At 63.3% G+C, this 20,535-nt stretch carries 14 protein-coding genes; 6 read left to right on the forward strand and 8 right to left on the reverse strand.

Annotation, left to right across the window (positions count from 1 at the left end; all coding sequences use genetic code 11):
• Nucleotides 1-29: 29 nt before the first annotated feature.
• Nucleotides 30-104 carry a 50S ribosomal protein bL37 gene (locus ACUIAF_RS03470; RefSeq protein ID WP_099327425.1) on the forward strand — a complete coding sequence of 25 codons (75 nt, stop codon included), beginning with the start codon at nt 30-32 and terminating at the stop codon, nt 102-104.
• A 156-nt stretch (nt 105-260) separates the two neighbouring features.
• On the opposite strand, the gene ACUIAF_RS03475 is transcribed toward ACUIAF_RS03470, so the two are convergent.
• Both ACUIAF_RS03475 and ACUIAF_RS03480 read right to left on the reverse strand, forming a co-directional pair.
• Nucleotides 261-548 carry a hypothetical protein gene (locus ACUIAF_RS03475; RefSeq protein ID WP_015021605.1) on the reverse strand — a complete coding sequence of 96 codons (288 nt, stop codon included), beginning with the start codon at nt 546-548 and terminating at the stop codon, nt 261-263.
• Nucleotides 549-587: 39 nt separating this feature from the next.
• On the reverse strand, nt 588-1,208 hold the full coding sequence (locus ACUIAF_RS03480) for a sigma-70 family RNA polymerase sigma factor (RefSeq protein WP_445339152.1): 621 nt from the start codon (nt 1,206-1,208) through the stop codon (nt 588-590).
• A gap of 153 nt (nt 1,209-1,361) precedes the next feature.
• Between ACUIAF_RS03480 and ACUIAF_RS03485 the strand changes: the two genes are divergently transcribed.
• Nucleotides 1,362-2,120, forward strand: a complete 759-nt coding sequence (locus ACUIAF_RS03485) for an exonuclease domain-containing protein (protein ID WP_445339027.1) — start codon at nt 1,362-1,364, stop codon at nt 2,118-2,120.
• A 206-nt stretch (nt 2,121-2,326) separates the two neighbouring features.
• Nucleotides 2,327-3,895, forward strand: coding sequence for a UDP-N-acetylmuramoyl-L-alanyl-D-glutamate--2,6-diaminopimelate ligase (locus tag ACUIAF_RS03490; protein ID WP_445339028.1), 1,569 nt, complete (start codon nt 2,327-2,329; stop codon nt 3,893-3,895).
• Nucleotides 3,896-4,090: 195 nt separating this feature from the next.
• On the opposite strand, the gene smc is transcribed toward ACUIAF_RS03490, so the two are convergent.
• Together smc and ACUIAF_RS03500 are read right to left on the reverse strand one after the other, a co-directional pair.
• Entirely contained in the window at nt 4,091-7,729 is a 3,639-nt protein-coding gene (smc, locus tag ACUIAF_RS03495; RefSeq protein ID WP_445339029.1) for a chromosome segregation protein SMC, read from the reverse strand.
• Entirely contained in the window at nt 7,729-9,150 is a 1,422-nt protein-coding gene (locus ACUIAF_RS03500; protein WP_445339030.1) for a bifunctional folylpolyglutamate synthase/dihydrofolate synthase, read from the reverse strand. The genes smc and ACUIAF_RS03500 overlap by 1 nt, the downstream gene beginning before the upstream one ends.
• Nucleotides 9,151-9,305: 155 nt before the next feature.
• Between ACUIAF_RS03500 and ACUIAF_RS03505 the strand changes: the two genes are divergently transcribed.
• Both ACUIAF_RS03505 and ACUIAF_RS03510 read left to right on the forward strand, forming a co-directional pair.
• Complete coding sequence (locus ACUIAF_RS03505; RefSeq protein WP_445339031.1) at nt 9,306-10,907, forward strand: aminopeptidase P family protein; 1,602 nt, start codon at nt 9,306-9,308, stop codon at nt 10,905-10,907.
• A 1-nt stretch (nt 10,908) separates the two neighbouring features.
• Nucleotides 10,909-11,463: an NUDIX hydrolase gene (locus tag ACUIAF_RS03510; RefSeq protein WP_110416996.1), complete on the forward strand. Its 555-nt coding sequence runs from the start codon at nt 10,909-10,911 to the stop codon at nt 11,461-11,463.
• 28 nt (nt 11,464-11,491) lie between these two features.
• On the opposite strand, the gene ACUIAF_RS03515 is transcribed toward ACUIAF_RS03510, so the two are convergent.
• Complete coding sequence (locus tag ACUIAF_RS03515; protein WP_110416995.1) at nt 11,492-12,727, reverse strand: ROK family protein; 1,236 nt, start codon at nt 12,725-12,727, stop codon at nt 11,492-11,494.
• Nucleotides 12,728-12,920: 193 nt separating this feature from the next.
• Here ACUIAF_RS03515 and ACUIAF_RS03520 point away from each other — a divergent pair, with 193 nt between their 5' ends.
• On the forward strand, nt 12,921-14,462 hold the full coding sequence (locus ACUIAF_RS03520; RefSeq protein ID WP_110416994.1) for a xylulokinase: 1,542 nt from the start codon (nt 12,921-12,923) through the stop codon (nt 14,460-14,462).
• A gap of 19 nt (nt 14,463-14,481) precedes the next feature.
• On the opposite strand, the gene ACUIAF_RS03525 is transcribed toward ACUIAF_RS03520, so the two are convergent.
• The 3 genes from ACUIAF_RS03525 to ACUIAF_RS03535 all read right to left on the reverse strand — a co-directional run bounded on the left by ACUIAF_RS03525 (nt 14,482) and on the right by ACUIAF_RS03535 (nt 20,535).
• Nucleotides 14,482-17,805, reverse strand: a complete 3,324-nt coding sequence (locus ACUIAF_RS03525) for a glycoside hydrolase family 2 TIM barrel-domain containing protein (protein WP_445339032.1) — start codon at nt 17,803-17,805, stop codon at nt 14,482-14,484.
• Nucleotides 17,806-17,860: 55 nt separating this feature from the next.
• Complete coding sequence (locus ACUIAF_RS03530) at nt 17,861-19,012, reverse strand: LacI family DNA-binding transcriptional regulator (protein ID WP_445339033.1); 1,152 nt, start codon at nt 19,010-19,012, stop codon at nt 17,861-17,863.
• 230 nt (nt 19,013-19,242) lie between these two features.
• A complete protein-coding gene (locus ACUIAF_RS03535) occupies nt 19,243-20,535 on the reverse strand; it encodes a glycoside hydrolase 5 family protein (RefSeq protein ID WP_445339034.1) in 1,293 nt (430 codons plus the stop codon).

Below are 20,535 nucleotides of genomic sequence, written 5' to 3' on the forward strand. Positions count from 1 at the left end.
CGGATCATCAGTAGCAAAGGAGTCCAATCATGGGCATGCGCGGACGCAAGCGCAGGGATCGCCGCAAGAAGGCCGCCAACCACGGCAAGAGGCCGAACACCTGATCGTCTGCCCCGGCACCAACGGTGCCGGGGTTTTGCATATATACGTAAAAATAAAACCATGGTTGCATAGGCATGACCATGGTCTCTGCAATAGCCTGAATAGTCTGACGGAACCGTCGCCCTGCCAAGAAAGCGACTGGAACTACTTGACCGGATCTACTTGTCCGTACTGCGTTCAGGGGCCCCCTGTCCCAGTTCATCCATCTGATCGAACATGTGCCTGAGCCGATCCAGCAGACAGTCCGGTGCGCATTCGGGACGCAGATACCGACGCAGCTCCTCGATGACCATGCGCTCCCGCTCGTCGCAGCAGGATTCCGGATCGAAGCAGTCACTGGGATCAACGCAGGAGGCATCCTGGTAGATGCGCAGGCTGGTGTGGGTCACCCTGACAGAGCCGCCGTCATCGTAGGCGTAGTGACTCATCTCCACGCGTCCGTCCATGCTCCTGCCCGCTTCCTGATACCCAATCTTCGGGGGCCCTCAATGCCCCTTGCTGTTCATCTCTTTTTTTATACTAGGCCTGGCCGTAACAGCGCCATGGTGTTCCGCTGAGGGCTTGCCTGCAGCCCCGTGCTCCTGCTGGTAGCCGCGTTCCTTGGCATATCGCTCCAGCTCCTGACGCAGCTGCGAGCGCGCACGGTTCAATCGGCTCATGACCGTGCCGATCTTGATGCCCTCCTCGTCGGCCACCTGCTGGTAGCTCTTGCCATCGATGGCGGCGTCGATGAAGACCCGTCGGCGTTCCGGACTGAGCCGGTCCAGGGCGGCCATGATCTCCTCGGGGGCAAAGGTCTCCATGTATTCCTGCTCGGCGGATTTAAGCCCCTCGGACCCGTGCTCCGAGGCCGAGTAGATATCCCAGTCGTTGTACTCGCCGGTCGAATCGTTGGCCCTTTGCGGGCGCCGCTTGGCCTTGTGATACTGGTTGAAGTAGGCGTTGCGCTCGATGGTGGTCATCCAGGCCTCGAAATTGCTGCCGGGCTGGAAGCGGTCGAAGGCCTTGAATCCGCGCTCGAAGGTATCCTGGACCAGATCCTGGGCATCGTCGGGGTTGTTGGTCAGGCGCATGGCCTGGCGGTAGAGCACATCCACCGCAGGCATGGCCAGGGCCTCGAATTGACGTTTTCTGCTTTCGAGTTCGCTGGTATCTGCCACACCCCTATTGTGCCATCCCCCCTCGCCCGTCGCTGTTTCGACCCGGTCGCGGGCAGGTCGGTCCTCGGTTACCATAATGACTGAGGAGAAATCACGCTTATGGAAAACACCGAGTACACAAGCATGGAGCAGGCGCTACAGTCCGCCCCCCAGCAAGAGGGATCGACACGCCTAGGGGACTCCTGGCTTCTGGGATTCGACACCGAGACCACGGGCACCAAACCAGGCAGGGACGGCATTGTTTCGGCCAGCCTGGTTCTGCGCGACCCGTCCAAGGGCTACGCAGGGGATGTGGTAGCCACCTGGATAGTCAATCCGCACCGACATATCAGCAAGGGGGCCAGCCGGGTCAACGGGTTCACCGATCAGCAACTTGCCGCCGAGGGCATGGAGCCTGAGCTGGCCACCGCCCAGATGGCCGGGTTCATTGCCCTCGCCCAGGACAAGCGCATCCCCCTGCTGGCCTACAACGCCCCCTTCGACGTACAGATGCTGGACGGGGACATCGCCCACTGGTGTGCAGGCTCAGTCAAGCCCCTGGGCCAGGGGGATCTGCTGGTGGTGGACCCTCTGGTCCTGGACAGGGAGATCTCCCACCGGTCGGGCCGCCGCACCCTGGGAGTGACCAGCGAATACTACGGCGTCATCCCCCATGGCAATTTCCACAATGCCACGGCGGATACAGTGGCGGCCGTTGACCTGATCAAGCCCATGACCACCCTCTTCCCCCAGGTGGCCCGAATCACCATGGACTCCCTCATGGACTGGCAGCGGCAGGCGCAGGCAAAATGGCGGGACCACTTCAACCAGTACCTGACCTCCCAGGGCCGCCGTCCGGTCACCGACTCCTGGCTCTGACCCCCGGCCCTGATGCCCACCGCCGCTGCCTGCAAATACCTGGCAGGGGACGGTCAGGATGAGCGGCCACCCCGCATTTGACCATTCAGTCAAGGGGTCGCCGGGCCCGCCTCCTTCGACCTCAACGGGGTTATAGACTTGGGTCTGGTCTCATTCAGGTCTCCTATCGGGACAGACACAACCCAACGGACAAGGGGGAGGATGGCATGGCGCTGACGATGGCTTCGGCCTTGGAGCTACTGCACGGACATGATCAGTTGCGCGAGGTGATCCAAGGTGACCGGTGGACCTTGGATTCGTCCGAGGATATCCAGCCATCCAAGCCTTTCACCGATGTCACCTATGACACCCGTCAGGTGGGACCTGGCAGCCTGCTCTTCTGCAAGGGACGCTTTCTGCCTGAATATCTGGATTCCTGCGGCCCGGAAGGACCGGCGGCCTACGTGGCCCAGCAGGACCTGTCCACACACACCAAGGCTCCGGGGATCATCGTCAATGACGTGCGCAAATCCATGAGCCTGCTTGCCTCAGCCTTCTATGGCCGCCCCCAGGACCGGCTGACCCTGGTGGGAATCACCGGTACCAAGGGCAAGACCACCACTGCCTACTTCCTGCAGGCCATGCTCTCCAGGCTCTCCGAGGGACGCGCCGCCCTGCTCTCCTCGGTGGACAACTGCCTGGACGGCCGGCACTACCAGGAATCCCAGCTGACTACTCCAGAGTCGCTGGACCTCTTCCGAATGATGCGCCAGGCGGTGGATGCGGGCATGCGCTATATGGTCATGGAGGTCTCCTCCCAGGCCTACAAGGTGGACCGGGTCTACGGGCTGACCTTCGATCTGGGAGCATTCCTGAACATCTCCCCAGACCACATCAGCCCCATCGAGCATCCCAGCTTCGAGGACTACTTCTACTGCAAGCGCCGCATAACATACAACAGCCGGCAGCTGGTCCTGGGAGCCGATGCGCAAGGAGCCGACCTGATCCGTCAGGATGCCCGCGCCGCCGGCGTTCCGGTGACCACCTTCGGCGATGAAACCCGACAGGCCGACTTCCTGGTCCGTAAGGCACCCGGCAATGGCGACGACTACCTGATAGGGCCCTTTGGCGGAACCCTGCGGCCGGTCAGCCTGTCCATGGACGGGGATTTCAACGCCCTGAACGCTGCCGCCGCCCTGGCCATGCTGACCCGTCTTGGTCTGGAGCCTGATGCCGGAGCCATCCAGGCCATGGAGAGCGTCAGAATCGCCGGCAGGATGGAACGCTTCAAGGCCGACAACCGGGTGGTCTACGTCGACTACGCCCACAACAAGGCCTCGGTCACGGCCCTCCTGGATTTCGTGGACGAGCGCTATGGCCAGCGCAGGCCCCTGATCACCCTGGTCTCCGGTTCAGCTGGTGGCAAGGCCATCGACCGCAGGGAGGGCATCGTCAGCGCCGCCCAGGACCGTGTCGATCGACTGATCCTGACCGCCGACGACGAGGACGGAGAAAGCTCGGACCAGGTGGACCGGCAGATGCTGGGCTTCGTGACCAACCCGGAACTGGATGTCAGCATCGAGCCGGACAGGACCCAGGCCATCAAGCAGGCCCTGGGGAATCCAGGCCGGCCAGGGGACCGTTTGCGCGTCACCCTGGTCATCGGCAAGGGCGAGGAACGCTGGATCAAGAAGGACGGCGGCCACGTGCCCTATGAGGGCGACGACCATGTGGTTGCTCGCCTGCTGGGCACGAAAAGCTACGATCTGGGAGCCACCGGGGCAACCCAGGGATGACTACCCGACAAGATTCTAATATGGAAATCCGAATGCCCCGTGGCAGAGTGGGACGCACGAGAACCTGGTAGATGGTTTCAACAGAGGAAAAAATTCCAACCGGCATACTGGGCTGCACCGAGCTCTCAGTGCTCAACGAGGCCTACCCCATGCCGCAGCTGCCCATCGTGGACTCCCAGGCGGTTCTGGCCAGGGTCACCCTTGATTGGGCTCGGGATCTTCGCGACCGGAACGATTCGGATCCTCCAGCCGCTGGGAGATGACGGCCGTCACCCCGTCCCCCCGCATGGTGACCCCGTAGAGGGCGTCGGCAATGCCCATGGTCCGCTGCTGGTGGGTGATGATGATCAGCTGAGCATGCTCGCGCAGCTGCTCGAAGGCCTTGAGCAGCCTGGTCAGGTTGACGTCGTCCAGGGCGGCCTCGACCTCATCCATGACGTAGAAGGGGCTGGGCCTGGCCGTAAAGATGGCCAGGAGCAGGGCCAGGGCCGTCAACGACCGCTCCCCGCCCGAAAGCAGGGAGAGCCGACGTACCTTCTTGCCGGCCGGGCTGGCCTCGACCAGAACACCGGTGGTCAGCAGGTCATCCGGATCCTCCAGCCGCAGCCGTCCACGCCCGCCGGGAAAGAGGGTGGCGAAGATGTGTTCGAAGGCCTGGGCGGTGTCGTCGAAGGCCTCTTTGAAAACCGTGACCATGGTCGAATCCAGATCCTTGACCAGGGCCATCAGGTCATCCCGTGAGCCTATTACATCCTGACGCTGCTCGTGCAGGTAGCGGTTGCGGGACTCCAGGGCCTCGTATTCCTCGGTGGCCAGCGGGTTGACCTTGCCCAGAGCGGCCAGGTCCCGCTTGGCCTTGGCCAGCCGCTTCTCCTGCTCACCGCGCTGGTAGGGCACTGTCCTAAAGTCTGGTGAATTCCCGTCTTCCTCCGTTGCATCCTGCTCCAAGGGGACCGGGTTGCCCTCGTCATCCAGAACAGGAACCGGGCGGTCGGGGCCGTATTCGCGGATCAGCTCCTCCGGCTCCATACCCAGGTCATCCTGGATGCGCTGACGAAGACGGCCGTCTTCACCTGCCAGACGCTCACGCTCCAGGTCCAGACCGTGCTCATCCTGGCGCAGACCGGCCACCCTGGGTTCCAGAGCGTCCCTGCTGGCCCGCAGATCGGTCAGCTCCTTGTCGTGGGCCGAAGCCTTGGCCCTGAGCTGATCCCGGCGACGGGCTGTATGCTCCATCCTCGCCTGGATCAGCTGGGCCAGCAGGTCGGCCCTGAGCGCGATTTGCCCGAGAGATGCCATGCCGACCTTGCGCCGGCGGTTCTCTTCGCCTATCCGCTGACGATGGCGTTCGGCCTGGTCGGCCTGATCCCGAAGCAGATCAATCTGACGCAACAGGGAGGCATGCCGCCGGTCGCTCTCGGTCCAGGTCAGCTTGGCCTCCATCTCGGCGGTGCGGGCCTGGTCCAGGGCCGTCTCCAATTCATGCTGCCGGTCTTCCATGCCCTCCGGGTCATCAGAATCAGATCCGCCGTCCTCCTGGGCACGGGCCAGGCCGGCCTTGAGATCCTCCAGTTTGAGCTCGTGGGTGCGCATCTGGTCGCGCACCTGGGTCAGCCTGTCAGCCAGATCCCTGACCCCGGCCTGGGCTCGATCCGATTCCTTGCGGGCTGCCGCCAGCTCCCCGGCAGCCTGCTCGGCCTTGACCCGGGCCTCGGTGCACCGGTTGCGCGCCTCCTGCAACCTCTTTTCAGCCTGCTCAAGGGCGGCACGGGCCGCATCCATCTGCGGCTGCAGTGTTTTGGATTCCTCCTGGAGGGCCTCCACCTGCGCCAGGGCCTTATCCCTGCGTGCGGTCAGTGCCAGGTCGCTGGTGGCCGGGGCGGAACCTCCCACAGCACCTACCCGGTCGTAGAGATCGCCCAGGCTGGTCAGCGCATGCTGCCATCCGTCCTCCAGGGCACGGCGAGCCTGATCAGCGTCATCGACGGCAGCCGTGGAGGCCAGCAGACTGCGGACAGCCGCCAGCACCCCCTGGGCATGTTCGGGGTCGGCAGGATGCTCCCGCAGGGCCACCAGGTCGGCGGCCGACCGCCAGGGACCGTCACCAGACCTTATGCCTGCCCCCTCGAGAGGGTCTGATGCCGAGATCAGCGCAGCGCGTCCCAGGCGATCCTGGCGGGCCCGCTCCAAGGTCTGGTCGACCGTCTGGCCATCCTTGGCCACCAGGGCCGAGGCATAGTCGTGCAGGGCCTGGGCAAGGGGCTCCTCCCAGCCCTCCTCCACTTGGACGAAGTCAGTCAGCAGGCCCAGCAGTGCCGGATCCCCGTCCTGGGACAGGGCCTCGCCAGCTCCGCGATGCTCCAGCGTGTCCGCCAGGGCATCAGCCTTGGCCTGAGCCGAGATGGCATCGGAGCGGATGCGGCGTTCGCGCTCCTCGAGGTCGTTGAGTCTGCTGCGGGCCTGGTCCCTGACTCGATTTGCCTGATCAAGGGCCTGCTTGCCGTCCTGGTCGGGGCTTTCCTCCTGATTATCCAGGTCCCGTACCCGGTTTCTGGCCCGCTCCAGGCCTTCCCTGAGCTGATCCTGCTGACTGGTCAGGTCACGCTCACGTTGCCTGGAAAGTTCCAGGGCCGATTCCTCCTTGGCCACCAGCTGTGCCAGATCGCCCAACCGAGCCTGCCGCTTTCTGGCCGCCTGCCGCAGCTCGGTCATGGTCTGCCGGTGGGCGGCCAGCCGCCGCTCCAGATCCGCACGGGCTTGAACGCGGCCATCCAGGGCGATCCGATCGGCTCCAACCTGGGCCTCCTCCTGGTCGGCCTGGCCCTTGAGCTCGTCGGCCCGCCGTCTGAGCACCCCGGGGTCCTGCCCCTGGTCGGCCACCATGCCGGCCTCCAGCGAACGGCTGCGCTCCCTGGCCAGGGATGCCAGGGAACCGGCCCGTTCGCCGAGTTTGGTCAGGTCATTCCACTGCTGGTTGACCGCATCCAGGGCCGGACTGGACTGCCTATCCAGCCCCTCCAACTGTTCGATGCGCAGCTTTACCCTGGTCAGATCCTCCTGCCCCCGGGCCAGCCGCCCCCGGGTCTCTACCATCCGCGAGCGCAGATCCTCCAGCTTCTTCTGCGAGGTCAGGGCATCGTCGGCATGGATACGGGCCTGGGCGTCCCGCAGGCTGACCTGGATCATGTCGGCCCGGCGGGAGACCTTGGCCTGGCGGCCCAGCGGCCCCAACTGCCGATGAATCTCGCCGATCAGATCATCCAGACGGGAAAGGTTGGTCTCGGTGTTGGCCAGCTTGTGCAGGGCCCTTTCCTTGCGCTTGCGATGCTTGAGGATGCCGGCCGCCTCCTCGATGAAGGCACGATGGCCGGCCGGATCAGCCCGCAGGATGGCATCCAGCCGCCCCTGGCCGACGATCACGTGCATCTGCTGGCCCAGCCCGGTGTCGCTGAGCAGCTCCTGAATGTCCAGCAGGCGGCAGTCGGACCCATTGATGGCGTATTCTGACCCGCCGTTTCGATAGATGGTCCGACTGATGGTGACCTCGGTGTAGTCGATGTCCAAGGTCCGATCGGTGTTGTCGATGGTCAGGGTGACCTGAGCCCGGCCCAACGGCGGTCTGGAGGAGGTGCCGGCGAAGATGACATCCTCCATGGATCCGCCGCGCAGGCTCTTGGCCCCCTGCTCACCCATGACCCAGGCCAGGGCGTCGACGATGTTGGATTTGCCTGATCCGTTGGGGCCCACCACGGCGGTGATGCCCGGCTCGAAGCGCAGGGTGGTGGCCGAGGCGAAGGACTTGAAGCCCTTGAGGGTCAGCTCCTTGAGATACATCAGGCGCGCTCCGCCTTAGGTTTGGCCAGATCGGGGTTGGGCCGCTCGGCCAGCAGGGTGCGGGCGTCGCCGGCGGTGACGAAGCTGCCGCAGATCAGCACCCCTCGGCCGTAGCCCACCCCGGTCTGATCCTCGCTGTCGACCATGTCGACGGCCGTCTGGATGGCGTCAGGCATACGATCACGCCGGACCACCCTGTCGGGCCCGAAGACCCTCACCGCCACTCGCTCCAGATCCTCGGCCGGCATGACCCGACCCTTCCAGGAGTTCTCGGTGACCACGACGCTGTCCAGCACGGGCTCCAGCAGGCCCAGATAGTCCTCCACCTGCTTGTCGGCCATCATGGAAATCACGCCTACCAGCTGCTTGAAGTCGTAGTTCTCCTCAATGGCCGCACGCAGAGACTGGGCCGCATTCAGATTGTGCCCACCGTCGATGATGATGGTGGGCGAGGTACGCACCTGCTCGATCCGTCCAGGGATGCGCACCTGGCTCAAAGCCTCGGCCACCAGATCCTGGTCCAGGGCCCCGTTGACGGGGATGACCGTCTCAGCCGCCGCCAGGGCCGCCAGGGCGTTGTGGGCCTGATGCTCCCCGAACTTGTCAATGGGCACATCCTTGTAGAGCCCCTGGGGCGTGCGCAAGGTGGCCACCTGACCGCCGACTGCGGGCATGCGGGAGACCACCTCCAGCTCGTTGCCGTCCCTCAACAGTGTGGGGGCGCCCTGCTCGCGCACGGCCTGCTCGATGATGGGCATGACGGCATCCTCATGGGGCTGGGCGCCGACGATGACCGTGGACTTGGGCTTGATGATTCCGGCCTTCTCCCCCGCTATCTGTTCGACCGTATCCCCCAGCCACTGCATGTGATCCATGTCCACAGGTCCGATGATGGAAGCGTCACCATCGAGGACGTTGGTGGCATCCCAGCGGCCGCCCATCCCCACCTCGACGATGGCCACGTCCACGGGGGCGTCGGCGAAGGCCCAGACGGCCATGGCGGTCAGGACCTCGAAGAAGCTCATGGGAGCCCTGCCCTGCTGGGCGAAGCGGTCGTCCACCATGGCGATGAAATCCTCGATCTGCTGGTAGATGTCTACGAAGTCCTCGTCTGAAAGCTCCTTGCCGTCAATGGCGATCCGCTCGTTGATCCTCTCCAGGTGGGGCGAGGTGTAGAGCCCAGTGCGTAGACCATAGGCCCTCACCAGGGCCTCGGCCATCCGCGCCGTGGACCCCTTGCCGTTGGTCCCGGTGACGTGGATGACCCGGAAGCTATGCTCGGGGTGGCCCAGCAGGTCCAGCATCATCCCCATCCTGTCAAGATCCAGATTGGGGCTGTCATGCTCGGCGGGACGCGACATGATGGCCCGCTCGACATCGCGAATATTCTGACCCTTGCTGTTGGGGTGTTCGAATGACATATTCTGCCTGCGCCTCCTGCTGGCTGTGGATGCTTCCCGCCCATTCTATGCGCCATCGGCCCCGATTGAGGGCCGAAACAGCCGACTGTCACATCGGCCGAACGCACTACCATGGAACCAACATAGTCAGAACCGGAATTTCAAGGAGGCTGGACGTGACCGTATCCGCTCAGGAGCATCTACAAGGAGACACCGATCCCAAGAATGTGGACCTGGATGAGCAGAACATGCAAGACCGGGTGAACAACCGCACCCTGCGCCCCAACTCCGCCGCTTTCCAAAAGTTCATGACCACCGGCTGGCAGGCCCAGGAGCCCCAGATCGAGCCGCTGGAGTCCAGCAAATACACTGAGCGCCGTCTGCGTGAACTGGGCCGGCGCTTCCCCGGCGAACGCCTGGTCATCCCCGCCGGTTCCTACAAGACCCGAAACAACGACAACGATTACGCCTTCCGCCCAGATACCACCTTCGCCTACTACACGGGCCTGGGCGAGGACTACGAACCCGGGGCCATCCTGGTCCTGGACCCGGTGGACCCCGACGGTCCGGAGGCCGCCCAGGGCCTGACCCATACCCCCGAGCTCTTCGTCCATCCCCGGGCCGATCAGTCCACCCGTGACTACTACCGTTCCTCACAGTACGGGGAGTATTGGGTGGGCCCCCGGGCCGGACTGCGGGAACTGGCCATCATGACCGGCATCCCCACCAAGGACATCGCCACCTTCCCCGATGCCATCGCCAAGGATCTGGGACCGGATCAGGGAGCGGTCAAGCTGCGGGTGATCCGCACTGCCGACCAGGAGGTCCTGAACCAGGTGGAAGCCGCCCGCAAGGCCAATGGCATCGGCGGCCCTGACCGTAATGAGGAGGCCGACGACAAGCTCGAGGAGTTCACCTCCGAAGCCCGCATGATCAAGGACGACTACGAGGTGGGCGAGATGCGCAAGGCCATCGCCGCCACCAAGGACGGGTTCGACCGGATTCTGACCCACCTGCCCCGGGTGGTGGGCAAACCCCGTTCCGAGCGGATGCTGGAAGGCGTTTTCAATGCCAACGCCCGCGAGAAAGGCAACGATGTGGGCTACGGTTCCATCATCGCCTCGGGCAAGCACGCTCCCATTCTGCACTGGATGCGCAACGACGGGACAGTCCGGAAAGGCGACCTGCTCCTGATTGATGCCGGCGTGGAGGTCAACAGCCTCTACACGGCCGACATCACCCGCACCTTCCCCGTAGGCGGCACCTTCAGCCCATTGCAGAAGCGGATCTACCAGACTGTGCTCAAGGCCCAGCAGGCCGGCTTCGAAGCCGCCAAGCCCGGTGCTACCTACTCGGACATCCATCATGCCGTCATGCGAGTGCTGGCTGAAACTTTGCACGAGTGGGGCATCCTCAAGGTCAGCGTGGAGGAGTCCCTCTCCCCCCAGGGCCAGCAGCATCGGCGCTGGCACGCCTGCGGCTGCGCCCACCACCTGGGTCTGGACGTACACGACTGCGCGGAGGCCAGGTACGAGTCCTACCAGGGCGCGCCGATCACCCCAGGGATGATTTTCACCATCGAGCCCGGACTCTACTTCAAGGAGAACGACCTGCTGGTGCCCCCGGAGTTCCGCGGCATCGGCGTGCGCGTGGAGGACGACGTGCTCATGACCGAGCAGGGACCCCAGTGGCTGTCTGCAGGCATCCCCAAGACCGTGGAAGAGGTGGAGGCCTGGATGGCCCAGCGGGCTGCGCTGGCCGACCCGGACCGGGACTGATATGCCCACTCCTGACTTCGTACTCAGACTGCGGCGGTCCATAGGCCATGACCTGCTCTGGCTGAACGGCGTAACGGCCTTCGTCAGCGACGACCAGGGCCGTGTCCTGCTGGGCCGTCGCTCCGACACAGGCCAGTGGGCCCTGGTCTACGGGATCAACGAACCCGGCGAGGACCCGGCGGACACCGTGGTTCGTGAGGTCAAGGAGGAGACCGGGGTGGATGTGATCGTCACCGACCTGGCGGCGGTCACATCCTCCCGGGAGGTGGTCACCTATGCCAACGGTGACCGGACCATGTACATGGATCATCTGTTCATCTGCCGGCCCGACCCCAGCGGCAATGCCGACCCCTTTGTGGGTGACGAGGAGAGCCTGTCGGTCGGTTGGTTCGAACCCGATCAACTCCCAGCCCCGCTGGCCCAGACCACTGTGGAACGCATGGCCCGAGCCCGAACCTATCTGAAACGCCTACAGGGCGGAGACGCCCACGCCCTCTTCAGGGTCGACGGCAGGCGGATGCCTGCCGATTCCGACCCGTCTCAGGCTGGTCATTGAACCCTTGGGCGTCTCGGTCCTCGACCTATCAGTTCTCGAAGAAATCCAGCGGATTGTCGATGAAACGGCGCAGGCCCACCAGCGCTGCTCCCTCCAGGGCCGGATAGTCGGCCTGGGTGGGGATGAGCACACGGATGTCCACGGCATCCCGGCCCAGGGTCAGCTGATTGAGACGATCCTGCAGGCGCTGGGCCAGATTTCCCCCGAAGTGCGACCAGAATCCCCCCAGGATGACCGTATCCACGTCGACAATGTTGATGGCGGAGGCAATGACCGAAATCATGGCATCGAGTCCGCGGTCGATGGCGTCGACCGCCTTGGCGTCTCCCTGCTGCCAGCGCCGGTAGAGTTCCTCCATGGCCTGAGGCGTGACCGCCTCGGCTCCGGTGGCGATGTCGGCCGCCTCAACCAGGGCCCTACGCCCGGCGTAGGTCTCCAGGCATCCGCGGCGGCCGCAACGACAGGTGGGCCCGTTCAGGTCCACCGAGGCATGCCCCAATTCGCCAGCGAACCCATGATCCCCGGTCTCCACGGCCCCGCGGCGCACCACAGCCCCGCCGATGCCGATGTCAGTTGAGATGTAAATAAAGGAGTCCGTGGGTGAAAGCGTCCCCTCATGTCCGTCGGCTGGACGCTGGGCAGCGTAGCCGGGAATCTGTGCAAGGGCTGCCAGACGCGCCTCGTTGCCCACTCGGGGAGCCAGACGGCGAACCAGGGGGAAGTCCTGCAGATCCAGACGTTCCCATCCCAGATTGCGGGCCATAAGCAGGGTGGTGTCGCCGCCGACCAGACCGGGCAGGGCCAGGCCCGAACCCACTGTACGGTAGTGGCGACGGGAGAGCTTGCGTTCGATGGGCTTGGCCAGCTTCTCCAGGTTGGCGAAGACCTGATCAGGTTCCGCTTCGTGCATGTCATCCTTGACCCAGGCCGAATCAATCAGGGTCCCATCCAGATCCACGGCCAGACAGCCGTAGCCATCGGTGTTGATCTGCAGGCCCAGGCCGGCCCAGCGTCCGTGTGCGATGGACAGCGGGGTGCTGGGTCGTCCGTGGCTGCTCTGGGAGGTCTCGGGCTCCTCCTCGCGCACCACCCGATTCCTGAGCAGGAGGCCCGCCAGGAGTGACATGGTGGCCTTGGTCAGCCCTGTGGCCTTGGCCAGATCCGCCCTGCTGAGCGAGGTAGGCGACCGCAGAATGGTGTCGATGATGACCGAGAGGTTGTGGTTTCTCAGATCATCCTGATTGATGGAGCGCAGGGCAGTCACGGTTCAACAACCTTTCATGAACGAACATGGGCCCGCTGAATCCTGGGCCTCTCCAACATCTTACGTTCGAGTCCGACGGTGGGTCAGCAATTGCGAGCACCCGGAACAAGGCCATTTAGTTTATCGATTTAATAATTGAGATACTATGATGGGGTACTCCAAAGACCGGAGCCCAGAAAGCAAGGAGGCTGACATGAATGAGATCCTGGTGGCGGGAGTGGACACATCGACCCAGTCCTGCAAGGTAAGGGTCACCGAAGCCCGGACCGGTCGACTGGTTCGCTTTGGCAAGGCTCCACATCCGGCAGGCACCAGCGTCGATCCCATGGCCTGGTGGAAGGCCTTTCAGGAGGCCTCAGCCCAGGCGGGAGGTCTGAACGATGTCTCTGCCATCAGCGTGGGCGGCCAGCAGCACGGCATGGTATTGCTGGACCACCAGGGACAGGTGATCAGGGATGCCCTGCTCTGGAACGACACGCGTTCGGCTCCGGATGCCGACGATCTCATCATCCGGCTAGCCAGGTCCAAGACCAGCGAGGCTGAAAGCGCTCAGGCGGAAAATGGCGGGACAAACAAGGACCCGGGCCCGGAACAGGACCTGGCCATGCGCGGCAAACAAGCCTGGGTGCGGGCTGTGGGATCCTCCCCGGTGGCTTCGCTGACCATCACCAAGGTGGCCTGGGTCAGCCGGATGGAACCGGATAATGCCAGAGCCATCGCGGCCATATGCCTCCCCCACGACTGGCTGAGTTGGGTCATCGCCGGTCATGGCCCCGCAGCCGACCCTGGGACCGAACCCGGACTGGAGGATCTCTTCACCGATCGCTCGGATGCCTCCGGCACCGGCTACTACGACCCAGCCGCCGACTGCTATCGCCGTGACCTGCTGGCCATGGCCCTGCCCGGCGGCATGGCCGAGCGTGTGATTCTGCCTAAAGTTCTTGGCCCCCACCAGGTCGGAGCCAAGGCCGACCCCCGCATCGCCGGCAGGGATGTGCCCGGCGGCTGCATCATCGCACCGGGCGGAGGCGACAACGCCATGACGGCGCTGGGCCTGGCCATGCAGGTGGGCGACGTCTCCATCTCCCTGGGAACCTCGGGTGTCGCTGCAGCGGTCAGCCCGGTCCCCGCCTATGACATGAGCGCCTCGGTGACCGGATTCGCCGATGCGACCGGCCACTGGCTGCCCCTGGCCTGCACCATCAACGCATCACGCATCCTCGACGCGGGCCTGGCCGCTCTCGGAACGGATTATGACGGTCTGGCCGAACTGGCGAAGAATTCCTCGCCGGGTGCCGAGGGCATCACCCTGATCCCCTACTTCGACGGCGAGCGCACGCCCAACCGCCCTGACGCCCACGCCAGGCTGGAGGGGTTGACCCTGGCCAATACCACCCGCACCAACCTGGCCAGGGCATTCGTGGAGGGTCTGCTCTGCTCCCAGCGCGACTGTCTGGAGCTGCTGAAGCGGCTGGGCACCACAGTCTCCAGGATCCTCCTGGTCGGCGGCGGCGCCAAGTCCTCAGCGGTCAGAGCCTATGCCCCGGGAATCCTGGGCATGGATGTGCAGCTACCACGTCCGGACGAATATGTGGCCATTGGTGCGGCCCGCCAGGCGGCCTGGGCTCTGACCGGGGAAGAGGAGCCCCCCGTCTGGCCGGTGGACATCGAGACCACGCTGACGGGAGCCCCCTGTGAGCAGGTCTACCGGCAGTACCTGCGCTGGCGGGGATGAAAGACCCCGTCAGCCTGGGTCACTTGGAACGGACCCGCAGATGCAGTCCGAAGACCAGATCGGTTTCATCCAGACGATAGGCGGGATCCAGCTCGGGTCCGCAGCTGTTCGAGCCTACACCGCTTGTGGCATAGTCCAGGCAGAGCACGGTCGAGCCGCATTCCTCCAGCTCATGGTCGTGCCCCTTGGCGGTCAGCTCCTCCTGTGTGTAGGGGGAGCAGTTGAAGCTGATCGGACCATCCCCCGCAGCCTGCAACAGTGAGCGGTCATCCTCCACCAGGACGTAGTCGCAGCCATAATGGGAGCCGTTCTCCTGGGGACGCAGGTAGTGCTCGACCATACCCTGCGCAGTGTCATGGAAAACGCCATAGTGGCTGGCACGGTGCATGTCCCGGTAGCTCTCGTAGGGCCCATAGCCGCAATAGGTGACCCGCTGCAGACTCTTGGGCAGGAAGAGCCGCAGGCCGAACCTGGGCAGATAGGGGAATTCGGAATCCCGATGCAGCTCCATCTTCAGGTCCAGCCCACCCTGGTCACTCAGGGTCCAGGTGGCGAGGATGCTGCCCATGGGCTGAATGAAAGGTGCCACCAGGGACAGTTCAGCCTTGATGGTGGTCAACCCCCGTTCCTGATCGGTCTGCAGTTGGCAGGATAGGGCCCTGGTGCCGGCCCGGTCGTATTCGGCCTTGCGCCATTCCTCTTTGATGGTGGCATCATTATCCGTGGGCGCCCGCCAGAGGTTGACCTCCATAGGGGCGGTCAGCAGGGAACGGTTGTCGATGCACATGGATTCCACCATGCCGGTTCGTCGGTTGAAGACGTAGCGCCAGTCGGCCCCCTCCACATCGAAGCGGGCATCAGTCTGCCTGACCATCGGACGATGGGCGCCCCGGGATCCGCTGCCGGGATCGGCACTGATGACCCTGGCCACGCCGTTGGGACGTTCAGGCATTCCCATGTCCGCAGCTTCAAGCTGATCGAAGCCCAGTGGATGCCCCTGTGGAAGCACCGAATCGGCCTTGGCCAGGACATACTCCACCAGCAGGGTCAGACGGCCTTTCTCAGGAGGATTCATGGGTGGCAGACCCACGGTTCCCTCGGCATGGGGGGCGATGTGCAGGCCGGTCCCCCGGTCAAGCTCCGGCGTCCCGGAGGCAACCGGCTCCCCGTCACACAGGAGGGTCCACTTCAGGCTCAGGTATTCGTCCAGGAAGGTGAAGTCCAGATAGTTGTGCAGGGTGAGCAGCCGGGTCTGGGGATCGTAGCCGACCAGACGGGCCGGACGGAATACGTTCTTGAACTCCTTGAGGCCTGTGTGGGGCCGTCGGTCGGGGTAGACCAGGCCGTCCATGCAGAAGTTGGCATCGTTGGGGTACTCGCCGTGGTCGCCACCGTAGGCATAGATCCGACGGCCCTCACGGTCCCTGCCCTGGTCGATGGCATGGTCGGCCCACTCCCAGATGCAGCCGCCCAGTAGCCCTGGATAGGCCTGAATGACCCGGAAATAGTCCTCCAAATCCCCGGGGCCCAGTCCCATGGCATGGCAGTACTCGCAGAGGAAGTAAGGCCGACGTCCTCCGTCTCCGTCATCCCCGTGGCTGCTGATGCCATGAGGACCCTCCGGCGTGAAGTAATCCTCGATTTGTTTGATGCTGGGATACATTCGCGAGGTGATGTCCAGATTGCTGTAGTCCAGATCCTTCCGGGGCGAGCCGTGGATGGCCGACTCGTAGTGGGTCAGACGGGAGGAGTCCCGGGACTTGGTCCAGGCCAGAGCCGCCTCGATGCCGCAGCCGTAACCGCTTTCATTGCCCATGGACCAGATCAGAATCGAAGGATGGTTCTTGTCCCGCTCCACGCTGCGCTGGACCCGGTCGACAATGGCCTTGGTGAAGCGCGGCTCGTCGGCGATGCGACCATTCCAGTAATCGGGCTCCTTCCAGTCCGGACCGTGGTAGAGGGCCTCGATGCCGTGGGTCTCCAGGTCTGCCTCGGCGATCAGATAGAAGCCCAGCTGGTCGTAGAGGGCGTAATACTGGGGGCTGTTGGGGTAATGGGATGTGCGGATGGCGTTGACGTTGTGCTCTTTCATCAGGGTCAGGTCGCGCATGATCTGCCTCTGATCGATGGCGAAGCCGGTGCGCGGATCCCCGTCATGTCGGTTGACCCCGTGAATCTTGATGGGGCTGCCGTTGACCTTGACCACCTGGCCGTCCACGCTTATGGTGCGCAGGCCGATGTACTCGGTGATTACCTCGTCGGGGTGCTCCCCCGGCAAGGGCTGAGCGGAATCGTCGGGTTCAGAAGCGCTGGCCCTGGTCGACAGGGTCAGCCGGTAGAGTTCAGGGTCCTCGGCATTCCAGAGGCGGGGATGGCTGACTTCCATGACAAATTGCTCAGGCTCCTTGCAACCTGTCAGCTCGGCCCGGGCCACCTCCACCCCATCGGGATCGGTCAGCAGAGCCTGCACGTCAAGAGCGGCATCGTCCTGGCCCGATACGCCGGTGGGATCCAGTTCCAGGGTCACCTTGGCATGACCCATGTCCTCGTCCAGATCGGTGTGGACGAACCAGTCGCGCAGATGTGCCTTGGGCCGACGCAGGATGTAGACATCGCGGAAGATGCCACTCATGCGGAACTTGTCCTGGTCCTCCAGATAGCTGCCATCGCACCACTTGAGCACCAGGACGGCCAGCTGGTTGCGGCCCTGCCGCAGGTGGTCGGTCACATCGAACTCACTGGTGGCGTGCGAGACCTGGCTGTATCCGATCAGATCCCCGTTGACCCAGAGGTAGAAGCAGGAGTCCACCCCTTCGAAATTGAGCAGTGCACGAGGTGCCGAGGGATCAGGCTCGTAGTCGAAGGAGCGCAGGTAGATGCCGCAGGGATTGTCGGCCGGCACCCTGGGCGGATCGAAGGGGAAGGGATAACGCACGTTGGTGTATTGGGGGTTGTCATAGCCCTGGGTCTGCCAGACTCCTGGCACATGGATGGGCTGGTACACCCCTCGGCCCGCATCCCGGGAGGGGCTGTAGCCTGCTTCGAAAAAGACCGGATCCTTGGCCTCGTTGGCGGATTGAACCTCGGCGTCCAGCTGGTCGATGCTGGCGTAATAGCGAAAGTCCCAGTCTCCATCCAGATCCAGGTATCGGTCGGAGCGCTTGCGCAGGTCGCCACGCGTGTCCATGGGGGCGCCGGCCGGCATATAGTAGGCACGGTTGGGCTCGGTCCCCACATGCAGCGTGGCTGGATCCTCGTAATAACGTGGTATGAACATGACGACTCCATCCTCCTCGGTGGCATTGGCGGCAGACGTTTCACAGGCGTGACCGTTTACGCTCACATGCGACCATGATACCGGGGCCATAGCACAGAATTCCCGGCGCTTGTCACAGGTTTCATCGCAGCGGACGCGCCGTGCTCTCGCGAATGACCAACTTTGGGGTCAGAATACGGCGGTTGCCCCCCACCTGCTCCCCTCGGAAGATCTTCAGAAGCAGGTTGGCCACCTTGGTGCCGTAGAGCCCGGCATCACGATGGACTGATGTAATGGAAGGATAGGTGCTCTGACAGATAAAGCTGTCCTCGAAGCTGACCATGGCCGGCAGACCGAGATAGGCCGAAACAGGAGCTGCAGCCTTATTCTCAGACCTCGGTACTGTTATGGAGGTCATCCTGCTTTCCAGCATCGCTCGTAGACTTGCTGCAGCCATGATCTCGTTCTCGTAGATAAAAGCCGTATACGGATTCTTCCCCGATGACAGACGAAGAGTCAGGGCCGCGGCCTTGTCCGGCGTAAAGTCCGTGAACTCCACCTTCGGCTCCCCCTGGTTTTTACGACGGACGAACTCCTTGAAGGAAGAGACACGGGCTTGGCTGTAGTCAAGGTTTTCATCCCCCGACAAATAAGCGATCCGGGCATGCCCACGCGAGCTCAGATGGTTCATGATCGTCGTCATGGTTCTGGAATCGTCGATGGACAGCGAGGGCAGATAGTTGTCCGAGTCCGGACCTCCGGCCAAAACTGCGGGCAGGCCTAGATTATGCAGAAGCCGAGGCCTGGGATCATCGGAGAGAAGATCAACCAGGACCACCCCATCGACCCGCTTGCGCCTGGCCCAGTCCCGATAAGTGTCCAGCTCCTCGTCAAGCGTGGCGCAGGGGCGGAAGAGCAGGCCGTATCCCGACCTGCTCAGGGATGTATGGATGCCAGCCATGAAATGCAGCATGAATCCTTCGGTCTGGAAGGCATCCATGGACCTGGCCGGAGCGAAGCCCACCGTCATGGTCCTGGAACTGCCCAGGGCCTGGGCTGCATATACTGGTTTCCATCCCATCCTGGCAGCCGCTTCGCGAACCCTGCGCTTGGTCTGGATGGAGACTCCAGGCTTGTCATTGATGGCGAAGGAGACCGCTGTCTGGGATATCCCCAGTTCGTTGGCTATGTCCTTGAGGTTGACCCTGGCATCGTCCGTCCCCTTATGAACAGACGAGCCCGTTCTGGCTTCCGTTTCTCCGCCATCGGACTCGCCGTCCATGCGCCACCTCATATCAACCATCCTCGTCGACACCCGTGATCCGGCTCGGCCGACTCAGCAAATCAGACTGCCTGCCACACGCTTTGGGCGTATATGAATATCGACCTTTAACCCTAACTTAGACCCTCATCAGCACAAAACCTTGGTCAACAACCTCCTCTGAGGCCAAGGAGCTTGTTATCGCTCACATTCCAGCCTCAGACGAAGGCAGGAGCCGAATCCGGAAGCAGGGCATGCCGCGGTCAGGACTTATTCTGCAGAAGCGAGGAGTCGGATACAGCGCTATATGAGCTTCCACCAACAGGTTTGACGGCAATGCACTCACTGATCCCCCTGTCCCGCAGCCAGCTGCTGTCCGCCGCGTGCAGGGATGTGACCAGGGCCGGCCTAGCACCTTGGCGGCTGAGTTCCATCCACTTCTTGAAGATAGAACCGCCGGGCGCACAGGCGGATCTGAGCAAAGGATCATCATGCTCGTCCACATCCACCACGAGAGCCGTTGACCTGGTCCGGGAGACCTCCTTGCCAGTGTACTCCTTCACTGCCTGGGCGAAGGCCTTGCCTATGGGCTTGAGATGCTGCTCTTGGTCGAACAGACCCAGATGATGCTCAAAGGGAGGAAAATCACCGAAATGCTGGTCGACGTCATGCGAACACCACCAGGTGATGCCGAACATATCGCTGCAATCGAGGGCATGCTCCACTGAAGACCTGCAAAAGTCAGCAGCCTGCTCTGCGCCCATTACATTGAGCGGGGCACCGATCTCCTGCAGCCAGACCTGCCGATGGGGCTGACCGGCAAAGGCCTTCGACAGCTCCACCAGGTACTCGGCATGCCGCGTGCTCTCCTCGGCCAAGGGACCGCACTCCTGGGCGGCGCCGTTGAAAACCCAGGAATGAATGCAGGTCATGTCTCCGATGTTGGACGCATATCGCGGAAGAAAAGAGTGGCCATCCTGATACCAGGTCGCATCGTTTTCGCAATGCAGAAGCACGCGGCCCTCCTGGGCCGCCCTCTGCTTCAATGGGGTCAACAGCTGCAGCAGCCAGTCTTCGGCCTCCTCGGAGGAGGAGGGCATTCGACGCGGATGAACACGGTCAGTGAACTGGTTGCATTCGTTCCCGACGGTCAGACCGCGGAAATGCGGCAGATCCGCCAAGGCTTCATAGACCGAAGCGACCAGACGGGCCTGCGCCTGGACAGCGTCCGGATCCGTGAACATGTTGGTTTCATGCCATGAGACCAGCCAGGAGGGCACAAAGTCAAAGCTGGACATGTGCCCTTGAATCACATCCGAATAGACATCCAACCCTCGTTCATCCGCCAGGGCGGCCATATGCCTCAGGTCGTCCAGGGCGGCATCGTTGATCCAGGTCCTGTTGGGCTGGAGCAGCGTCCACAGCGGGAAGATGCGGATATGATCCAGCCCAAGGGAGGCGATGTCGTCCAGGTCTTTGGCGACAGCATCCCAATCCGGATGCAGCCAGAAATAGAACCAGTTGTGGGAGGGGGTGTAATTGACTCCAAATTTCAT

The sequence above is a fragment of the Bifidobacterium sp. ESL0822 genome (assembly GCF_052606675.1).

Bases quoted from the DNA above. Each gene is read 5' to 3' on its own strand.
- ACUIAF_RS03475 (WP_015021605.1), bottom strand. From the start codon at position 548: ATGGACGGACGCGTGGAGATGAGTCACTACGCCTACGATGACGGCGGC.
- ACUIAF_RS03480 (WP_445339152.1), bottom strand. From the start codon at position 1,208: ATGCCTGCGGTGGATGTGCTCTACCGCCAGGCCATGCGCCTGACCAAC.
- ACUIAF_RS03485 (WP_445339027.1), top strand. From the start codon at position 1,362: ATGGAAAACACCGAGTACACAAGCATGGAGCAGGCGCTACAGTCCGCC.
- ACUIAF_RS03490 (WP_445339028.1), top strand. From the start codon at position 2,327: ATGGCGCTGACGATGGCTTCGGCCTTGGAGCTACTGCACGGACATGAT.
- smc (WP_445339029.1), bottom strand. From the start codon at position 7,729: ATGTATCTCAAGGAGCTGACCCTCAAGGGCTTCAAGTCCTTCGCCTCG.
- ACUIAF_RS03500 (WP_445339030.1), bottom strand. From the start codon at position 9,150: ATGTCATTCGAACACCCCAACAGCAAGGGTCAGAATATTCGCGATGTC.
- ACUIAF_RS03510 (WP_110416996.1), top strand. From the start codon at position 10,909: ATGCCCACTCCTGACTTCGTACTCAGACTGCGGCGGTCCATAGGCCAT.
- ACUIAF_RS03520 (WP_110416994.1), top strand. From the start codon at position 12,921: ATGAATGAGATCCTGGTGGCGGGAGTGGACACATCGACCCAGTCCTGC.
- ACUIAF_RS03530 (WP_445339033.1), bottom strand. From the start codon at position 19,012: ATGAGGTGGCGCATGGACGGCGAGTCCGATGGCGGAGAAACGGAAGCC.
- ACUIAF_RS03535 (WP_445339034.1), bottom strand. From the start codon at position 20,535: ATGAAATTTGGAGTCAATTACACCCCCTCCCACAACTGGTTCTATTTC.